Origin of the sequence: Streptomyces sp. URMC 127 (assembly GCF_051386535.1) — a bacterium.
GTDB lineage: Bacteria > Actinomycetota > Actinomycetes > Streptomycetales > Streptomycetaceae > Streptomyces.
The window spans coordinates 110,187-128,757 of sequence record NZ_JBPQTW010000001.1 but is presented as its reverse complement, the minus strand read 5'-3'; the positions used below and the strand labels follow the sequence as shown (position 1 = coordinate 128,757).

Genomic DNA, 18,571 nt, shown 5'->3' with positions numbered 1-18,571 from the left:
CGTGGAAGGTCAGTGGAAGGACGAGGGGTCAGCGGCGGTGGGCGGTCACGGAGCTGCGCAGCGTGCCGTGCGCCTCGACGACCCAGCTGTGGGTGACGAGGGAGCCGAGCGTGACGGGGCCGCGCACGTGCATGCGGCCGGTGCTGATGGAGATCTCGGAGCCGAGCCCGAGCGTGGGGCCGTCGTGCAGGCGCAGGGAGCCGTTGACGACGATGGCGGCGGCGTCGACCCGGCGGGTGAACTCCTCGGCCACCTCGCGGTCCGCGGCGAGCACGCCCTCGGTGTGCCCGGAGCCGTGCCGGCGGATGTGCGCCAGGGCCTCGTCCAGGCCGTCGACCGCGTACACGCCGACGGTGGCGTCGAGGAACTCCCGGCCCAGGTCGTGTTCCTGGAGCTCGTCGATCCGCCAGGGCCGCTCGCCGCTGCCGTCGCCCGCTTCGCCGGCGGGCCGGGCAACGCGCGGGTCCAGGCGTACGGTGACCTGCCGGTTGCCGCGCTCGGCGGCGCGCAGCACCGCGGCCACGAGCCCGTCGGCGGCCTCGGTGTCCACGAGCATCATCTCGGCGGTGTTGCAGGCGGTCGGCTCCGGCAGCTTGCTGTCGAGGGCGACCTCGGCGGCGAGATCGAGGTCGGCGCTCTTGTGCACGTAGACGTGGTTGACGCCGCCGCCGCTGGCGATGACCGGGATGGTGGAGGCGCCGCGGCAGTAGTCGATGAGCGACGGGCTGCCGCGCGGGATGAGGACGTCGACGGCGTCGGGCCGCTTGAGCAGGGCGCGCAGCTGGGCGCGGTCGGGGTCGTCCAGGACGGTGACGAGGTGGGCGGGGAGCCCGGCGGCCTCCAGGGCCTCGCGGGCGACGGCGGACAGGGCCTCGTTGGTGCGGGCGATCTCCTTGCCGCCGCGCAGCAGGACGGCGTTGCCGACCGCGACGGGCAGCAGGGCGCCTTCCACGGTGACGGTGGGGCGCGCCTCGTAGACCATGAACACCACGCCGAGCGGCTTGGGCGAGCGCCGGCGCACTCCCCAGTCGCCGACCGGGACTCCCGCGTCGCGGGCGGTGACCTGGCCGAGTTCGCTCAGCACGGCCTCGGTGAGGCGCTCCAGCTGCCCGAGGTGAGCGTCGGTCAGCCGCAGCCGGTCGAGCAGGACGGGTGACAGGCCGCGCTCTCCGGCGCGGGCGAGGTCCTCGGCGTTGGCGTCGAGGACGGCCGGCCAGTGGGCGGCCAGGCGCTTGGCGAGCTCGCGGCAGTAGCGTTCGTACGCCGGGTCACCGGTGGGCGGGGCGGCCGCGAGGGCGGCGCGGGCGGATGTGAGGATGGCCTCGGTCATGATCTCCTACCACATGAACTGGCCGCCGTCGACGATCAGCTTCTGGCCGGTGACGTAGCCGCTGAGGGGGCCCACGAGGTATTCGAGGGCGTCGGCGATGTCTTCGGTGGAGCCGATGCGTCGCTGCGGGATCTCGGACAGCACGGCGGCGCGGTGCTGGGGTTCGTTCAGCCGGAACCGGGTGATGAGCTCCTCGGTCTCGGTCATGCCGGGGATCAGGCAGTTGACCCGGACGGCGGGGGCGAGCTCCAGTGCCAGGCACTTGGTGAGCTGCAGCAGCCCCGCCTTGGCCGCGGCGTAGTTGACGCCGTTGAGCCGCGGCCGGATGCCCGTGGTGGCGCCGATGTTGACGACCGTGCCGTCTCCGGCGGCGAGCATGGCCGGGGCGAGCGCCTGGGTGAGGTGGAAGGGCCCGGACAGATTGGTGTCCAGGACGCGCTGCCAGTCGGATTCGGTGAGGTCGAGGAAGGGGCGGTCGATGTTGATGCCGGCGTTGTTCACCAGCACCCGCGGGGTGCCGTGCTCGGCGAGGAGGAGCCGGGCGGCCTCGCGCACGGAGCGGCGGTCGGCGACGTCGGCCTGTACGACGATCAGGCCGTGCTCGTCGGCGGCTGCCTGTGCCGCGTCCTTGCCCGACCGGTAGAGGGCGACGGTGCGGTAGCCCAGGCGGACCAGGCGCCGGGACAGGGCGAGTCCGATGCCGCGGGTGCCGCCGGTGACGACGGCGAGGGGGGCGGGGTCGGTCATCGTGCGTTCTCCAGTGGTGCGGTGGTCGGGCGGGCGAGCCGGCTGGTGACGCCGGGGGGCGGGGCGGGTCCGCCGTCCGCCGGGTGGATCGGCGGGCTGCTCGGCGGGCCCGGTCGCCGGGCGAGGTCCAGGAGCGGGCGCGCACCGGCGGCGGGGGTCCGCATCAGCCTTCGCCGCGCGCCTTGCTGATCCACGCGGCCTGGGCGCGGATGGTCGGGTCGCGGAAGAAGTCGAGGACGGGGATCTGCACGCCGTGCTCTTCCTCGATCGCGGCACGGGCGGTCATGACGTTGAGCGAGTGCGCTCCATAGGCGAGGAGCGAGCGGTCGAGGGGGACGTCGGCGCGTCCGAGGAGCCCTGCCCACAACTCCTGGAGCCAGGCCTGCAGCGGGTCGTCGGTGGTCGTGACGGCCCCGGTGCCGGTGCGGGCCGCCTCCTCGCGGATAGCCTGCTCGGCGTCCTTGAGGAGGGTCGTGCGGTCCACCTTGCCGTTGCGGGTGGTGGGCACGGACTCCACCGCGAAGACCCGCGAGGGCACCATGTATCCCGGGACCGCTCCGCTCACGTGGCGGCGTACGTCGTCGGGCTGTGGTCCGCCGCCGGCTTCCGGGACGAAGAACAGGACCAGCTGCCGGTCGGCTCCGTCCCCGAGGACGGCGGCCACGGCGAGGCGTACGCCGGGGTGGGCGGCGGCCGCGGTCTCCAGCTCGCCGAGCTCGACCCGGTAGCCGCGGATCTTGACCTGGTCGTCGTCGCGGCCCAGGAAGACGAGGGTGCCGTGTTCGTCGCGCAGCACCTGGTCGCCGGTGCGGTACATGCGGGCGTCGTCCCGCTCGGCGCGCGGGTCGGGCAGGAAGCGCTCGCCGGTGCGCCCGGGGTCGTTGACGTAGCCCTGCGCGGGGCAGGCGCCGCCGAGGTAGAGCTCGCCGGGGACGCCGCGGGGGGCGAGATGGCCGGTGACGTCCACGACGTGGGCGCTCACGTGGGTGATGGGCCGGCCGATCGGAACGTGGGAGGGCCACGGCTGGATGTCGGCGGTGAGCCGGTGCGTGGTGACGGCGTGGGTCTCGGTGGGGCCGTAGAGGTTGACGAGGCGGATGTGCGGGCGGTCGGCGAAGAAGCGCCGGATGCCGTCGTCGAGGAGGAGCTGCTCTCCGGAGACGCACAGGTAGCGCAGGTGGGGCAGGTCGTCTCCGGAGTCCTGGGCGGCCCGGGTGAAGGGGCGCAGTGCGGCGACCGGGAGGTAGACGTGGGAGACCCGGTGGGCCCGTACGCGGGCGAGGACAGCGGGCAGGTCCCTGCGGTCGGCGGGCTCGCGGGAGACGAGGGTCCCGCCGGCGACGAGGGTGGGCAGGATCTCCTGGAAGGAGACGTCGAAGCCGAGGGGTGCGTACTGCAGGAAGCGGGTGTCCTCGCCCATCTCCAGGGCGCCGAGCTGCCAGGCGGTGAGGTTCACCAGCGGGCCGTTGTGCATCAGGACGCCCTTGGGGCGGCCGGTGGAACCGGAGGTGAACATGATGTACACCCCGTCTTCGGCGGTTCCTTCGCCGTCCGGTGAGGAGTCGGGGGCGGTCTGTCCGTCCGCTGCGGTCAGCTCGGGCAGGGCCACTACCTCCGCGCCGTCGACCCGGCCGCGCCCGATGACCAGCCGGCAGCCGGCCTTGCCGGTCATGTACGCGAGCCGGTCGGCGGGCAGGGTCAGGTCCAGGGGCAGGAAGACCGCGCGCCGGGCGAGCGTCGCGAGGACGGCCACGACCGTGTCCACCAGCGTCGGCGTAGTGAGGCCGACGACCGTGCCGGGGCCGGCGCCGCGCCGGGCCAGCCCCGCCGCGGCGGAGCGGACGAGCGCGGCCAGCTCGCCGTAGGTCACGGAGCGGCCGTCTTCCTCGACGGCGATCGCGTCGGGGCGCCGGCTCATGCCGTCCTGCACCCAGCGGTGCAGATCGGGGTGGGGCGGCCGGCGCCAGAAGCCGTCGTGCGCGTGGGAGTCGGCGGGGGAGGCGTCGTCGAAGAGGTCCGCCAGTACGGATCCGGGGCGTTCGACGGCCCGGGCCAGCAGGGTGGTGAGCGAGTCGGCCAGGGCGGCGGCAAGGGGTCCGGGCAGGAGTTCACGGTCGTGCTCCAGCTCCAGGAGCCAGCCGTCGGGCCCGGGGGTGACGCCCAGCCAGAGGTCGAACTTCGCGGTGCCGTTGCCGTGTTCGCGTACGCGGCGGACGGGTGAGCCGGGCTCCGCGCCGGTTGCGTCCTGCATGGCGAGCATGCAGGAGAAGACGGGGTTGCGGTTGGTGGTGCGGTCCGGGTCGGCGTGGCGGACGATGCGGTCGAAGGAGACGCCCGCGTTGCCCTTGACCCGGTCGGCCTCGCTCTGGACGGTTTCCTGGACGAAAGCGTCGAAGCGCTGGTCCCAGGCGACGTCGACGATGAGCGGGAGGGTGTTGACGAAGAAGCCGCACAGGTCGAAGGAGCCCAGGGTGCGGCGCGCCATCACGGGGGTGCCGAAGACGACCGAGGCGTTGGCCGAGTGCCGGGCGAGGAGTGCCGCGTAGGCCGCCGAGAAGAACACGAACGGGCTGACGCCGAGGGACGCGCAGAGGTCGTCGAGGGCCTTGGACGTCTCGGGGGTGAGCCGGATCTCGCGGCGTGCGCCGGTGAAGCCGGTGCCGGTGGGCCGGTTGGGGCGGGGGTTGAGGACGGTGGCGGGCACGGCGCGCAGCCGTTCGGCGAGGCCGGCAGCGGCCTGCTCCACGTCGTCGCCGTCGGCGGCCGCGAGCTGTGCGGTCAGCTCCCGCTGCAGGGCGCGTTCGCGGGCGGCGCGCACGCTGCCGGTGTCGAGGTCGCCGCGCAGGGCGGCGTCGAGGTCGCGTACGAGCTGGCGCAGCGAGAAGCCGTCGAAGACGAGGTGGTGCACGACCAGCAGCAGCGTCGCGCGGGAGCGGTCGTCGGTGTGCAGCAGGACGGCGCTCAGCAGCGGGGGCTGTGTAAGGTCGAAGACGGTGGCGCCGAGTTCGGCCAGCAGTTCCGTGCGGCGCGCGGCGAAGTGCGCGGTGCCGGTGGTCTCGGTGCGCAGGGGGGCGTGGTCGGGGACGGGGCCCAGGGTTGCGTGCGGGGTGGGGCGTTCGTGTATGCCGAGGCGCAGGGCGGGCTGGACGGCCAGGACTGCGGTGAGCGCCGTGCCGAGCTGGTCGGGGGTGAGGGCCGGGTCCAGGTCCAGTTCGGCCACGACGTTGTAGAGGTGCGGTACGGGCACCGTGCGGTGGACGACGAGGAGCCCCTGCTGGGCGGCGGTCAGCGGCAGTGTGGCGAGCTGCGGGGTGACGGTCATCGGATGCTCTCCGCGGAGGACGGGGCGATCCCTGCCGAGGAGATTCCTGCCGAGGAGAGGAGGCCGTGCAGCCAGTGCAGGAGGTCGCCGACGGTGCGGACCGCGGCCAGTCCGGTGGGGTCGATCTCCTGGTCCGGGTCCGGTATGAGTTCACTGGCGATCCGCAGGACGGACAGTGAATCCAGTCCGGCCTCGGCCAGCAGGGAATGGTTTTCGAAAGGCACGCGCACGTGCCTTCTGATTACCGAGACGATTTCCCCGTCGGTCACGCCGTCCGTACGGTTCATTACGCAGACTCCTCAGGCAACGGTCGCTCTTGATGACGCCCGACTGATCATTCAGGAATTTCCGAAGACCGGTCAACCGGCGATCTTCACGCCCATTGACAGAGTTGATGGGGGGCCGCGTACGGGAGTTGCCATAGGATTTTTCAATGAAAAAGAGGAGGCCGGTCGTCCGGCCTCCTCTTTTCGGATGCGAGGTGCTATGCGCCGGTGCGGCGCCGTGCCGTCCCGGTGCGCGGCACGCTGCCGCGCGTCATGCGCGCTCTTCGGCGAACGCCTGCGCCAGCGCGGAGCGCGTCAGGACGCGCAGGAAGGGGAGGATGGTGACGGCGACCGAGGCGGCGAAGACGGTGAAGGCGAGCCGCAGGCCGAGCCATTCGGCCAGCAGCCCCATCAGGCCGGCGCCGATGGGCATGGCGCCCCAGCTGAAGAGGCGGCTCACGGCGTTGTAGCGGCCGAGCATTCCGTCGGGCACGAGGTGCTGCGCGATCGTCCGGGAATTCACCGTCCACAGCGTGCCGCCCATGCCGCCGGCGAAGGCTGCGGCGGCGACCGCCCAGACGCTGGTGGTCAGCGCCGGCACGGCCATCATCGCGAACGTGCCGACGAGGTCGGCGAACATCACCCAGCGGCGGCCGAAGAGCCGGTTCACGCGCGTGACGGTGAGGGCGCCGACCAGGCCGCCGATGCCCAGGGCGCTCAGGATCGCGCCGTACTCGCGGGGGCTGACGTCCATGACGTCGGTGGCGAAGAGCGGCATGAGCGCCAGCCATGCGCCCCAGCAGGCGCACAGGACCGTGAGGATCAGGGCCATGGTGCGCAGGAGCACGTTCCGCCACAGGTAGCTCAGCCCGCCCGCGATCTGCTGGTTGACGCTTTCGGGCCCGGCGCTCCGGGGCTTCGCGGTCTCAGCCGCGTCTGTCACCGCCTCCGTCGCCGCGGCCGGCCGGGCCGCGCGGAAGCGTCCGACGAGCAGGATCAGGACGAACGCGGCGGCCAGGTACGACACCCAGGTCACGCCCAGGGCGATGCCGGTGCCGGCGGCGAGGAGGAGGCCGCCGACGAAGGGGCCGCAGAACTCGTTGCAGACCGTCTCGGCCCCGGCGATCCAGGCGTTCGCGCGTTCGCGGCCCTCCGGCGGGGTCAGCGCCGGGATGAGCGCCGAGGCCGCGGTCAGCGCGATGACTTCGGCGACGCCGAGCACCGCACCGGCGGCGCAGAGCACGGGGATGGTGATGCCGCCGTCCGCCGCGATCGGTATCAGCGCGCCGAGCGCGAGCAGCCGCAGGCCGTTGGCCCCCCACAGCAGTCGGCGGCGGTCGGCGCGGTCGACCAGGACGCCGACGTGGAGGGCCGCCAGCAGCCAGGGCAGGGACAGGGTGAGCGACACCGCCGAGACCTGGGCCGGGGAGCCCGAGGCCCGGGTGGCGAGGAGCGGCAGGGCGATCTTGGTCACGCCGTCGGCGAGGTTGGTGACGGCGGTGAAGACGAGGAGGACGACAGTGTTGCGGGTGCCCTGGCGGGCGGAGGGCTGCTCTTCGCCGGGGTGCGCGGCCTGGTTCGCGGCGTGGTCCGGAGCGGTCTGCGCTACGGCTTCGGCAGCGGACTTTGTTGTCGTCTTCGTTGTGGTTGCCGCTGCGCTTTCCCCTGTGGTTTTCGCTGCCGGTTCGGCGACCGCCGCCGGCGCTTGCGCGGCCTGGAGGGCCGGGTCACTCATCAGTCGTCCCCTAACCGTCTAACGGTTTTACTGGTGATCGGCGAGGGGTCGAGTCTGGCACAGGGCGGACCGCCTCCGCTACCCGGTCAATCCGTTAGCCGGTTAGCCGGGTGTAGTCTGGTGGCCTTCCGAGGAGGTGGCTCATGCTCGAAGCCCCGGCTTCAGCCCGGCTGATCGAAGCCTTTGCCAACACCGTCGACGTGGAGCTCGGAACCGACGAGCTGGACACGGCGAGCGGACTCTCCGCCTGGCTGGCCGGCCAGGGGCTGCTCGACCGCGCCCGCCGGGTCAGCGCCGAGGACCACGCCCTGTGCCTGCGCCTGCGCACCGGCATCCGCGAGGAGCTGGGCGTCCACGTGGGCGACACCGCCGACACGGCACTGCTGGCCGGAGCCGATGAGGCCCTGCGCGAACTACCCGTGCTCATCACCGTCCGCAGCGGCGGCCGCGAGGGCGGGGGGCTCCCCTCCGCCCTCTCCCCCGCCCCGGAGCTGCCGCCGGTCAGGAAGGCGCTGGCCCGCCTCGCCATCGCGTGGAGCGAGCTGACCGTCACCGGTGAGGCGGCCCGGCTCAAGCGCTGCGCCGAGCACGGCTGCGCGTGGGTCTTCTGGGACGTCTCGAAGAACCGCAGCCGCCGCTGGTGCTCGATGCGCATCTGCGGCAACCGGGCCAAGGCCCGCCGCTACAGCGCGAAGCAGGCCGCAACGCCGGCGGGCCGGCCGGCCTGAGATTCCTCAGGCCGGCCGGCCCGTTCGTGCTCGTGAAAGCCGCCGCCGTCAGCGCACCGTCGCCGGCAGCAGTCCGGCCACGAGATCCGCGACCCGGCGCGCCATGTCACCCCGCAGCAGCGCGTAATGGTCGGTCGGAAGACGTACGGTCTGCGGCTCGGTGGTGAACAGACGCTGCCACCGCGCCACATCCTCGTCGGTCAGATCGGCGGCCACCAGCAGCCCCGGGGCGTCGGCCACGGCCGCATCCCGGTACCGGCTCATCGCCGCCACATGCCGCGCGTGCAGCGTGTACCGGGCGTGCAGGGCCTCTGCCGGCGCCTCGCCCCCGCCGGCCCGCAGCAGCCCGGCGAGCACACCGATCCCCCGCTCGGCCCGGCGCTCCAGGCGCAGCCGGTCCGGCGGCCGCACCGCCGCGTCCGCGGCGCGCAGCACGTTGCGCGCGAAGGCGTCGAGATCGCCCCGGTCGGCATCGGTGAAGGCGCCGGGCGTGGGCGAGTCGAGCAGGAGCAGCGGCGGGCAGCGGTGGCCTCGCCGCCCGAGCCCGGCCGCCATCGCGTGGGCCAGCAGCCCGCCCATGGACCAGCCGCCCAGCAGATCCGGCAGCCGCCCGCCGGCGAGCAGCGGTTCCAGGTAGCGTTCCGCCATCTCCTCGACGGTCGTCGCGCCCGCGCCGTCGTCCTCGCTGACGGTCACCCGCCAGTCGGCGGGCAGCGCGTCGACCAGGGCCCGGTAGGGGATCCTGCCCACGCCCGCACCGTGGACCAGGTGCAAGTGCGGGCCGCCGGGCTCTCCCTCCCGCATGGTCACCGGCCCGCTGTCACGGACGGCGGCCGGGCCGCTGCCCGGGTCGTCGTCCGCTCCGGCCGGTGCGAGCAGTTCGGCCATCCGCTGCGGCGTGGGCTCGTCCAGCCACTCCGCCACGTCCAGTTGCCGGCCCGTGTTCGCCTCCACCAGGGCGACGAGTTCGAGGACCTGCAGCGAGTGCCCGCCGGCGTCGAAGAAGTCGTCGTCCATGCGCACGTCCTTGCCGAGTACGCGCTGCCAGTGGGCGAGCACGTCGTCGCCGGCGGCGGCCGGCGCGGTCGCTGACGGCGAGTCTTCGGGTGCGGGGGCCGGGGTGGTCTGCGGCAGCACGGGGGCGCCGGCGGCGGCACGCGAGGAGACCCGGAGGTCGCGGACGAGCCCGCCCGGGGAGGCCGAGGCGAGCAGCACGCTCTCGATGTCGTCCAGGAAGGCCCGTACGGTGCTCTCCCGCAGCTGGTCCGTGTCGTACTCGATCTCCAGGACGGTGTGCTCGCCCTCCTCGAAGATGCCGACGAGGAGCTGGCATCGCGCGCTGGTCGACGGGCTGGGCAGCAGCCGTGCCGGCTCGTGGCCGAGCGAGAGCCCGGAGCCTATGCCTCCGTGGTGGGTGATCAGCACGGGAGGCGTCGACCCGAGGGCCGCCCGGTCCTCCGCGGACAGCTCCGCGAACACCTCGGAGAAGCTGACGTGCTGGTACGGCAGGCTCTCCCAGAGGCCGTCGCGCGTACGGCCGACCACGTCGTCGAAGCCCTCGTCGTCCGTGACCGCGTCCGCCAGCAGGACGGTGTTGGCGCAGTATCCGACCCGCCGCTGGTCCTCCGCGCTCATGCGGTTCGCGACGACGACACCCAGCGCGGTCCGCCCCGAGGCCCCGCCCCGGGCCAGCACCGTGCGGACCGCGGCGAGCTGCACCGCGAAGGCCGTGCAGCCCACCCGCTGCGCGACGGCCGCGACGGCCGCCTGCGCGCCGTCCGGGAGCCGGTGGCGGAGCGCCGCGCCGGACGAACGGGTTCCGGGCCGCTCCGGGCCGTCCGGCACGAGCGCGGCCGCCTTCACCCCTCGCAGCTGTCCGGTCCAGAACGCGCGGTCGCTCCCGGCCTGCGCCGCACCGGTGCGGGTCTGCTGACCGAATTCCCGGTACGGCACGGCCGCTTCCGGGAACACCGCTGCGGCGTCCGGCTGCGGTCCGCGCTCCAGCGCGGCCTCGTAGGCGGCCTTCAGGTCGTCCATCACCAGCTGCAGCGCCCAGCCGTCGAGGATCGAGTGGTGCACGGTGACCAGCAGTTCCTCGACGGGGCCCGCGGTGACGAGCGCGAGCCGGGCCAGCGGCACGGATTCCAGGTCGAAGGGTGCCGAGTGGAACTGCGCGGCCACCTCGTCGAGCAGCGCCTCGGGCGTGCGGCCGGCGGGCGGCTCGTCCCAGGCCACCTCCTGCAGCGTCGCCTCGGCGGTGGCGTGGATCAGCTGCACGACGGCGTCTCCGCGGCGGACGAAGCCGGTGCGCAGGGCTTCGTGCCGGTCGACGACGAGCTGCCAGGCCGTGGCCAGGGCCGCGGGGTCGAGCCGGGTCACTCGAAGCCGCCAGGTGAGGTTGTAGAGGTCCTTGCGCTCAGCTCGGTGCTGAATCCACCAAAGGGCTTCCTGAGCGGGAGAACTGGGGAGTTCTTCGGGTGCCGGGATCATGGCGGCATGATCCCGGCAGGAGCCGGCGACGGCAAACACGGGATTCGGATTCTCTATGGCGGCACCCGGTCCGCCCGGCCCGCCCTTGACGGATTTCGGCCGCGTATAAATACCATCCTCGCGACGCCCTCGGCATCAATTCCATTCCCTTTTACCGGCGCCGCCAGTTCCCGCGCCCTGCAGTGCGCTGCCGTGCGGGCGCACCCTGCAACGCGCAGCGGAAGGCGTCACGGAACGCGTCACGGAAGAGGACCGGACACCATGAACGCCACCTGGACCATGTACGACTGGTTCGCCGCCTCCGTCGCCGGGCACGGCGACCGGCAGACCGCACTCGAAGTCGCCGGGGAGCACCTGACCTACGCCGGGCTCGACGCCGCCGCCCACCGGCTGGCCGGCGAGCTCGTCGCCGAGCACGGCGGCGTTCCCTCCCGGGTCGGCCTGCTGGCGGCCCGGAGCACGGCCGCGTACGCCGGGTATCTCGCCGTGCAGCGGCTCGGCGCCACGGTCGTGCCGCTCAACCCGGCATTCCCGCCGTCCCGCAACGCCACGATCGCCCGCGACGCACACCTGGATCTCGTGATCGCCGAGGAGAGCGCGCCGGGCCGCGCCGAGATGCCCGTCCCGGTCATGTGCCTCTCCCCCGAGCGGATGACCGCCCTGTGCACGGGCCCGGTGCCCGCGCTCCCGGCATCCGCGGCCGGACCGGACGATCTCGCGTACATCCTGTTCACCTCGGGCTCGACCGGGCGCCCCAAGGGCGTGCCCATCACGCACCGCAACGTCTCGGCCTACCTCGGCCACGTCATCCCGCGCTACGAACTGGGCCCGGGCGCCCGCGTCTCCCAGACCTTCGACCTGACCTTCGACCCGTCGGTGTACGACATGTTCGCCGCGTGGGGCTCCGGTGCCACGCTCGTCGTGCCGGGCAAACGCGAACTGCTCTCGCCGGTACGGTTCGTCAACCGCCGGCGCATCACCCACTGGAACTCCGTGCCGTCCGTGGCGTCCATCGCCCTGCGGCTGCGCGCTCTGGAGCCCGGCTCCATGCCGACGCTGCGCTGGAGCCTGTTCTGCGGCGAGGCGCTGACCCTGACCCACGCGGAGGCCTGGCGCGCCGCGGCCCCCGACGCCACGCTGGAGAACACCTACGGCCCCACGGAAATGACCGTGACCTGGACGGAGTTCCGGCTGCCCGCCCGGCCGGAGGACTGGCCCCGGACGTCCAACGGAACGGTTCCCATCGGCACGCCCTACCCGGGACAGGAGCACCTCGTCGTCGACGAGGCCGGGCGGCCGGCCCAGGAGGGCGAGCTGTGCGTACGCGGTTCGCAGCGGTTCCCCGGATACCTCGACCCGGCCGACAACGCCGGCAGGTTCTTCTCCTTCGACGGGGAGCGGGTCCGTCCGTACGACGGTTCGGAGCCGCTCACGCCCGGGCACTGGTACCGCACGGGCGACCGGGTGGCCTCCGCTGACGGCGTGCTCGTCCACCTCGGGCGGCTCGACCACCAGCTCAAGCTCCGCGGCTACCGTGTCGAGCTCGGCGAGATCGAGTCCGCGCTGCTTGCCCAGCCAGGAGTCACGGAAGCCGCCGTGGTCGCCTTGCACCGCCCCGGCGGAGAGACCGCTCTTGCGGCCGCGTACACCGGTTCCGTACAGGACTCGGAAAGCCTTCGCGAGCAGCTCGGCAAGCGGCTGCCCGCGTACATGGTGCCCGAGAGCATCACCGCACTGGACGCGCTGCCCCTCAACGCGAACGGCAAGGTGGACCGCGGGGTGCTGACCACCATGCTGTCCGAGGAGAAGCCGTCGGCAGCGGCCTGAATCACTGCTCGTGGCAGGACCAGTACGACGGCCGGGTTCCCCGCGGTGGGGAACCCGGCCGTCGTACGTCTGAGGGTTTCGGCTGTCCTCCTCGCGCGGTCAGCAGGCCGGCCGCAGTGCGAGACCGGGAGACCCGGAAGACGCGGAAGACGCAGGAGCCGCCTCTTGCTCTTCCATCAGCTGTTCTTCCATCAGTTGCTCTTCCATCAGCACCTGCCGGGCCGCATCGAGCACCGTACGGAACAAGGGGTTGTCCTCAAGGCCGCGACGCCACACGCACTGGGAGAAGACCTCGAACGGCGGCCGCCAGTCGATGCGCCGCAGTTGCCCCAGCCGCAGTTCCTCCGCGACGGTGACGGTGGGCAGCAACGCCATGCCGATGCCTTCTCCGACGCTGCGCTTGACCGCGTCCACCGAGCCGAGGGCGAGGAAGCCGGCACCGGAGACACCCGCGGCGGCCAGCGCCGCCTCGAAGTCGTGCTGGTAGCCGCTCCCCCGGTGGGCGCATGCCACGGTGTGGGAGGCGAGATCGGCGAGGGAGCGGACGGGCGCGCCGGCCAGCGGGTGGGAGGGGTGAGCCACCAGGCTCAGGCTCTCGGGGCGCAGGACGAGGTGGTTGACGTCCTCGGCCGTGGTGCGGGAGCCGATGAAGAACGCGCAGTCGGCCTGCTCGTCGCGCACGAGCGACACGGGGTCGTCGCTCAGCGATCGCAGCGACACCTCAAGCGGCTGGTGCCGGAGGTGCAGGTACTCGATGACCGGGACCAGCCGGTAGGTGGTGATGCACTCGGCCGCGCCGATGACCAGGGAGGGCGGGGTGCCGGCAGGGCCCGACACGGATTCCAGGGCCAGCTCGCTGAGGCGGACGATACGGCGTGCGTAACGGTGCAGGCGGCGGCCGGCGGGGGTGAGCCGTGCCCCCTCGGCCGTACGGTCGAGGAGGGACGTGTCAAGGGTCTGCTCAAGGGCCTTGATCCGGGCGGTGACCGTCGGCTGGGCGAGTCCGAGGAGACGGGCCGCCCCGGTGAAGCTGCGGACCTCGGCGACCGCCAGGAAGGCGGAGAGATGTTTGATGTTCATCGTCAGCCCGCGAGCACCGCGGTGGAATCGGTTCTCCTCGGGTCGTCGCCGTCGGAGACCGTGCCGCGCCCGGCCGTCACCGGTGCGGCGCATGCACGAGCGCATATCGTGGATCGAACCATGCCAATCTCCCCCATCTTGCTTTGATTTTGAGATAGTTGACCTGCGGGGCAGGCGAGCCGCTCTGCTGGAGGCCTACGCTCCATGAGTGCCCGGGCGGGACCGGGCGCAAGGACTCACGGCCAGTCGATGACGTCGCCGTGCATGCTGATGGAGCCCGCCCGGGCACCCTTCGCATCGGGCGTCGGCACCGGCCAGTCGATGTCGCGGAGGACGTATGCATCCGGTGCGGCGCCCGCGGCGGATGACGCGGCGGCAGTGCTGCCACGACCCTGGGCCGGCCAGTCGATATCTGCTGAAACAAGGGCTGCGGACGACGGGGCAGCGAGAACGGCAGTGAGAACGAGGGGAACACCGATGAGCAGTCTGCGGACGGACTTGTTCACGTTTTCTCCAGTGAGAGAGCACAGAAGACCGGGTCGCTAAGGGGAGGGAAGGAAAGGGACACCCTTGCGGTGCCGGCTGCTGAACTGGAGCGTAGTTCGCGGCAGTTACGCTTGGCAACGAGTTGCCAAGAACTGACAAGGCAAGATCCGTATCGGGGAAGCCGAGGGATGAAGCCGGAGTACAAGGCGGGCAAAGCTGTTGCCAACTCTCCGTGGTCACTCATACACTCGCCCCGGGGATCGACTCCCCGTTTACGGCGACGGGGACTGCTCGTCCGCCCCGGGGGAACGTCGGTCAACACCCTGAATAATGGGATTCAGATGCTAGAACAGCCGCGATTCGGGCAACGCCTCAGGGAGCTGAGGCGCATGCGTGGGCTTTCCCAGGCTGCGCTCGCGGGCGACGGAATATCCACCGGTTATCTGTCGCGCCTGGAATCAGGCGCACGGCCGCCCACCGAACGGGCCGTCACCTACCTCGCGAAGCGGCTGGACGTCGACCTCAGTGCCTTCGACGTACCGCCGAGCGGAACGTCACTCGCCCAGGCCCTGAGCATCGCCGCCTCCGCGGAGTGCGAGGAGGCCATGGACGCCCTTGTGGTCTGCCTCGACCGCCCGGACTCCACCGACCCGGTGCTCCGCTGGCAAGCGCTCTGGATGGTCGCCCGCAGGTGGAACAAGCTCGGCGAGAAGGCCCAGGAGCTCGTCTGCCTCGAAGAGCTGAGCCGGATAGCCGACGAGCTCGACCTGCCCGAACTGCGCTGCCGCGCCTGGGTGTCGCTCGCCCGCTGCCTCCGCTCGACCGGCGAGGTGAACCGGGCCATCAAGGTCGCGAGCCGGGCCGTCCGCATCGCCAAGGACTCCCGGCTCTCGGTCTCCGACACCGGCGCGGCCCTGATGGTGCTGGTCTCCGCCGAGGCCGAAGAGGGGCGCCTTCCCGACGCTCGCGCCCACGTCGACGAACTGGTTGCGCTGGTCGGCGACCGCAGCGGGACCCTCAAGGCCGAGGCCTTGTGGTCAGCAGCGACGGTACGGTTCCGGCAGGGCGACCAGCAGTCCGCGAAGGAGCACTTGGAGCGCGCCATCGACGGGCTCGACAGTTACTCCGACCTCACGCTGTGGATCCGCTTGCGGCTGGCGGCAGCCTCGTTGTCCCTCCAGAGCACACCGCCGCAGACCGGCGTCGCCGCGGACCGCCTCAAGGAGGCGGAATCGGCGCTCGCCTTCGCCGGCACTCCCCTGCTGGCGCAGGAGCTCCTGACCCTCAAGGCCCATCTCGCCTTCGAAGAACGGCGCTTCACGGACGCGCGCGCCCTCCTGGACGAACTCCAGCAGGACGAACTGCTCCTGACCTACAGGGATCGCATCCGCCTCGGCGTCCTCGACGGACGCCTGCTGATCACGGAAGGGCAGCTGAAGAACGGCCTGCAGCAGCTCAAGGAACTCGGCGAGGAAGCCCGCCGGGCGTGCAACGTAGACCTGTCCGCAGAAATCTGGCGCATCCTCGCGGAGGCCCTGGAACACACCCACGGCCCCCTGGATGCAGCGGGCCCCTGAACTGCGTCTGCCACCTGGCAAGCCTCCTCAGGCGCGCGGAAGAAGGCGGGCCACGGGCCACGGTCTGCGAGTACGGCCGTGGCCCGCTTCGTCACCTGCTCCCCCGTTGCAGGTGAGGCTTTTCCGGCCGGATCTACCGTAGGCACGGCCGGGCGGGCCGGGGAACCGGCGTTCCGGTGAGCGGAACGGGACCGGTCGGGCGCTGGTCATGCGCTGGGCATTGCGCTGGTCAGGAGCTGGTCATGCGCTGGGCATGTGCTGGTCATCGCGCTGGTCAGCGCATTCAGGCGGCACTCAACGGTCGTTTATCACCGCCCGGTTGACTTATCGTGATGAAGGGGCGCGAGGAGGTCGTTCCGATGGCGGCAGGCACCGCAACCGGGTCCGGCGCGGCAGCGGGCCGGAGCGTGCTCGAAGGGGCGTTCCTCCTCCTGGAGTCCCTTCGTGAGGAGGGCGAGGCCGGGCTGGCCACGCTGGCGGGCGCCACCGGACTGCCCAAGACGACCGCCTACCGGCTCTTGGAGCAGCTGGCCGGCCTCGGCGCCGTCGAGCGTCACGGCACGTGCTACCGGATGGGGTCGAGGATCTTCCGCCTGGGCCGTGACTGGCAGCCGCATCCGGGGCTGCGGCTCGCCGCGGCGGAGCCGTTGCGGCGCCTCGCGCAGTCCACCGGTGCCACGGCCGGGCTCTGCGTCCTGCGCGAAGGGCGGACCTTCGCGGCCCAGGGCCGGCCCGGAATGGTGGACGACCTGGCCCCGTTCCGCCCCGGCGCCGTCTGGCCCTGGACGACGGCTGCCGGAAAGCTCCTGGTGGCGACGGCGCCGCCGGACCTGCCCCTCGGCCCGTCAGGGCCCTCCTGGCGGCGGGAGGCCGCCGCCATCCGGGACGCGGCGGCCGCGGTGGACCGCGAGGAACTGGTGCCGGGCGTCTGCTGCGTCGCCGCGCCGGTCCTGCTGCCGCACGGCGAGGCCGTCGGCGCCGTGTGCGCGATGGTCACCCCGTCCTTCGACCTGCGGAAGCTGACGGATGCCGTCACCCTCACCGGTCGCGCGATCAGCGCCGAACTGCGCAGGACGTGACGGGACGGAAGCCGGTGACCGGGGCGGGCCGCCGGTCCTCCCGGATCCCGTACGGCTCCCGTACGGCTCCCGTACGGCTCCCGTACGGCTCCCGTACGGCTCCCGTACGGCTCCCGTACGGCTCCCGAATGCCCAACCGGTCCGGACAGTTGACGGGCACGGTCCGCGCTCCGCCGGTATGGTCCGCCCATGACGTACAAGGCAGACCGGATCGGCAGCGCACTGCGAGGGGAGAACCCCACCGTCCTGCGCCGCCTGCACACCTCGTTCGCGGTCATCGGGGACGTGCAGTTCCTTCCCGGCTACTGCGTCCTGCTCCTCGACGACCCCGGCGTGGAGCAGTTCTCCGACCTGCCCAGGGCCCGCCGGCTGGCGTTCCTCGCCGACATGGACATCCTCGCCGAGGCCGTCGAACTGGCCTGCCGGAAGCAGGATCCGGCCTTCCGCCGTCTGAACCTGGAAATCCTCGGCAACTCCGAGCACTTCGTCCATGCCCACATCTGGCCGCGCTACGACTGGGAGCCTGCAGACATGATCACGCGTGCGGTATGGGCGTATCCGCGCGGCCGCTGGCACGACCCGCAGCACGCCCTCGGGTCCGAGCACAGGCAGATGCGGGAGGCGATCACGGCCGAGCTCGATTCCGTACTCGGCCGCGACGATTCCTGACACCCCCTCCGGCTACTGTCCCTACTGTCCCTCGGCCTTCACCAGCCCGTCCTCGACGAGCCCGGCCAAAACCGCTTCCCCGAGGGCATGGACGGCCGACTGGGGCCGGACCATGACGGTGAACTCCTTGATCCTTCCGTCGTCGGCGAAGTGCAGCAGGTCGATGCCGTGGATCTCCTTGCCGCCCGCCTTCGCGCGGAACAGCAGCACCGCCGAGGGCGCGGGTATGCCGTCGGTGCTGGTCTGTGCGGTGCCGGTGTAGTCACCGATGTAGTGGAAGTCCTCGAAGGTCCTCAGGAGGACCCCGAAGAGACCCAGCACCATCGGCTTGCCCTCGAAGGGGGTGAACTTCACCGGGCTGTAGAGGCGGACGTCCTCGGTGAACAGGTCGTCCAGGGCCGCGAGGTCGCGCTGGTCGACAGCGGCACGGAAACGATCGACGGTGGTCATGGTGCGGCTCGCCTCTCTCTTATAGTCATGAAGATGACTAGTCATGGTTATGACTACCATGGGACGTCCCTCCACCGACAGGGGCATCGACAGTAAGGAATCGACAGCAAGGAGACGCACGATGGCGCTACGGCACGCCGTGCTGGCGGCGCTGCTCGACGGTGAGCTCAGCGGCTACGAGCTGGCCAAGGCGTTCGGCCTCGGCGTGGCGAACTTCTGGCACGCCCGGCCGCAGCAGCTCTACGCCGAGCTGGCCCGGCTGGAGAAGGACGGGCTCATCGCCGGCCGGGAGGTCGTCCAGGAGACTCGCCCCAACAAGCGCCTGTTCCACGTGACGCACGCCGGGATGGCCGAGATCGAGGCGTTCACGATCGCCGCGGCGAAGCCTTCCTTCATCCGCGACGACCTGCTCGTCAAGGTCCAGGCCGCCGACCACGTCGACGCCGACGCCCTGATCGCGCAACTCACCGAACGCGCCGCCTTCGCCCGATCCCGGATCGACCTCTTCGGCAAACTGCTGCGCACGATGCGCGGCGACCGTACGGAGGAGGACTTCCTTCACCACGGCGACCGCATCGGCCCGTACTTGACGTGCCAACGCGGCCTCGCCTTCGAACAAGGCAACCGCGACTGGTGCGAGCGCACGATCGCGATCCTGCGTCGGCGGCAGCAGGCCCGTACTCAGCCACAGTCCGGTATCCGGCCCTGACACCTCATCCGCAGACAGCCGCTGCGTCGCGCAGCGCGGCCGGACCGTGGCCGGGCCGGGCCGGCTCCGCCGGAAG

15 protein-coding genes are annotated in these 18,571 nt (G+C 72.0%); 6 read left to right on the top strand and 9 right to left on the bottom strand.

What is annotated here, in order from left to right:
* Positions 1–28: 28 nt before the first annotated feature.
* From ACSNOH_RS00600 to ACSNOH_RS00580, 5 genes are all read right to left on the bottom strand, one after another.
* Entirely contained in the window at positions 29–1,330 is a 1,302-nt protein-coding gene (locus ACSNOH_RS00600) for a glutamate-5-semialdehyde dehydrogenase (protein ID WP_436719128.1), read from the bottom strand.
* Between the two features lie 6 nt (positions 1,331–1,336).
* Positions 1,337–2,077, bottom strand: coding sequence for an SDR family NAD(P)-dependent oxidoreductase (locus ACSNOH_RS00595; protein WP_436719127.1), 741 nt, complete (start codon positions 2,075–2,077; stop codon positions 1,337–1,339).
* 163 nt (positions 2,078–2,240) lie between these two features.
* A complete protein-coding gene (locus ACSNOH_RS00590; protein WP_436719126.1) occupies positions 2,241–5,399 on the bottom strand; it encodes a non-ribosomal peptide synthetase in 3,159 nt (1,052 codons plus the stop codon).
* Positions 5,396–5,623, bottom strand: a complete 228-nt coding sequence (locus ACSNOH_RS00585) for a hypothetical protein (protein ID WP_436719125.1) — start codon at positions 5,621–5,623, stop codon at positions 5,396–5,398. The genes ACSNOH_RS00590 and ACSNOH_RS00585 overlap by 4 nt, the downstream gene beginning before the upstream one ends.
* Positions 5,624–5,936: 313 nt before the next feature.
* Positions 5,937–7,400 carry an MFS transporter gene (locus tag ACSNOH_RS00580; RefSeq protein WP_436719124.1) on the bottom strand — a complete coding sequence of 488 codons (1,464 nt, stop codon included), beginning with the start codon at positions 7,398–7,400 and terminating at the stop codon, positions 5,937–5,939.
* A 143-nt stretch (positions 7,401–7,543) separates the two neighbouring features.
* Between ACSNOH_RS00580 and ACSNOH_RS00575 the strand changes: the two genes are divergently transcribed.
* Complete coding sequence (locus ACSNOH_RS00575; RefSeq protein ID WP_436719123.1) at positions 7,544–8,128, top strand: CGNR zinc finger domain-containing protein; 585 nt, start codon at positions 7,544–7,546, stop codon at positions 8,126–8,128.
* A gap of 48 nt (positions 8,129–8,176) precedes the next feature.
* Here the strand turns inward: ACSNOH_RS00575 and ACSNOH_RS00570 are convergent, their stop codons facing one another.
* On the bottom strand, positions 8,177–10,618 hold the full coding sequence (locus tag ACSNOH_RS00570; RefSeq protein ID WP_436719122.1) for a condensation domain-containing protein: 2,442 nt from the start codon (positions 10,616–10,618) through the stop codon (positions 8,177–8,179).
* Between the two features lie 261 nt (positions 10,619–10,879).
* On the opposite strand from ACSNOH_RS00570, the gene ACSNOH_RS00565 reads away from it, so the two are divergent.
* Positions 10,880–12,445 carry an amino acid adenylation domain-containing protein gene (locus tag ACSNOH_RS00565; RefSeq protein WP_436719121.1) on the top strand — a complete coding sequence of 522 codons (1,566 nt, stop codon included), beginning with the start codon at positions 10,880–10,882 and terminating at the stop codon, positions 12,443–12,445.
* Positions 12,446–12,544: 99 nt separating this feature from the next.
* Here the strand turns inward: ACSNOH_RS00565 and ACSNOH_RS00560 are convergent, their stop codons facing one another.
* Positions 12,545–13,525 carry a LysR family transcriptional regulator gene (locus ACSNOH_RS00560; protein ID WP_436719120.1) on the bottom strand — a complete coding sequence of 327 codons (981 nt, stop codon included), beginning with the start codon at positions 13,523–13,525 and terminating at the stop codon, positions 12,545–12,547.
* A 236-nt stretch (positions 13,526–13,761) separates the two neighbouring features.
* Complete coding sequence (locus tag ACSNOH_RS00555) at positions 13,762–14,031, bottom strand: hypothetical protein (RefSeq protein WP_436719119.1); 270 nt, start codon at positions 14,029–14,031, stop codon at positions 13,762–13,764.
* A gap of 321 nt (positions 14,032–14,352) precedes the next feature.
* On the opposite strand from ACSNOH_RS00555, the gene ACSNOH_RS00550 reads away from it, so the two are divergent.
* The 3 genes from ACSNOH_RS00550 to ACSNOH_RS00540 all read left to right on the top strand — a co-directional run bounded on the left by ACSNOH_RS00550 (position 14,353) and on the right by ACSNOH_RS00540 (position 17,336).
* The gene (locus ACSNOH_RS00550) at positions 14,353–15,588 is read left to right on the top strand and encodes a helix-turn-helix domain-containing protein (protein ID WP_436719118.1); all 1,236 of its coding nucleotides are present in this window, start codon (positions 14,353–14,355) and stop codon (positions 15,586–15,588) included.
* A gap of 359 nt (positions 15,589–15,947) precedes the next feature.
* Complete coding sequence (locus tag ACSNOH_RS00545) at positions 15,948–16,667, top strand: IclR family transcriptional regulator (RefSeq protein WP_436719117.1); 720 nt, start codon at positions 15,948–15,950, stop codon at positions 16,665–16,667.
* A gap of 189 nt (positions 16,668–16,856) precedes the next feature.
* A complete protein-coding gene (locus ACSNOH_RS00540) occupies positions 16,857–17,336 on the top strand; it encodes a diadenosine tetraphosphate hydrolase (RefSeq protein ID WP_436719116.1) in 480 nt (159 codons plus the stop codon).
* 21 nt (positions 17,337–17,357) lie between these two features.
* On the opposite strand, the gene ACSNOH_RS00535 is transcribed toward ACSNOH_RS00540, so the two are convergent.
* On the bottom strand, positions 17,358–17,786 hold the full coding sequence (locus tag ACSNOH_RS00535) for a nuclear transport factor 2 family protein (protein WP_436719115.1): 429 nt from the start codon (positions 17,784–17,786) through the stop codon (positions 17,358–17,360).
* 121 nt (positions 17,787–17,907) lie between these two features.
* Here ACSNOH_RS00535 and ACSNOH_RS00530 point away from each other — a divergent pair, with 121 nt between their 5' ends.
* Positions 17,908–18,495 carry a PadR family transcriptional regulator gene (locus tag ACSNOH_RS00530; RefSeq protein ID WP_436719114.1) on the top strand — a complete coding sequence of 196 codons (588 nt, stop codon included), beginning with the start codon at positions 17,908–17,910 and terminating at the stop codon, positions 18,493–18,495.
* Positions 18,496–18,571: the final 76 nt, after the last annotated feature.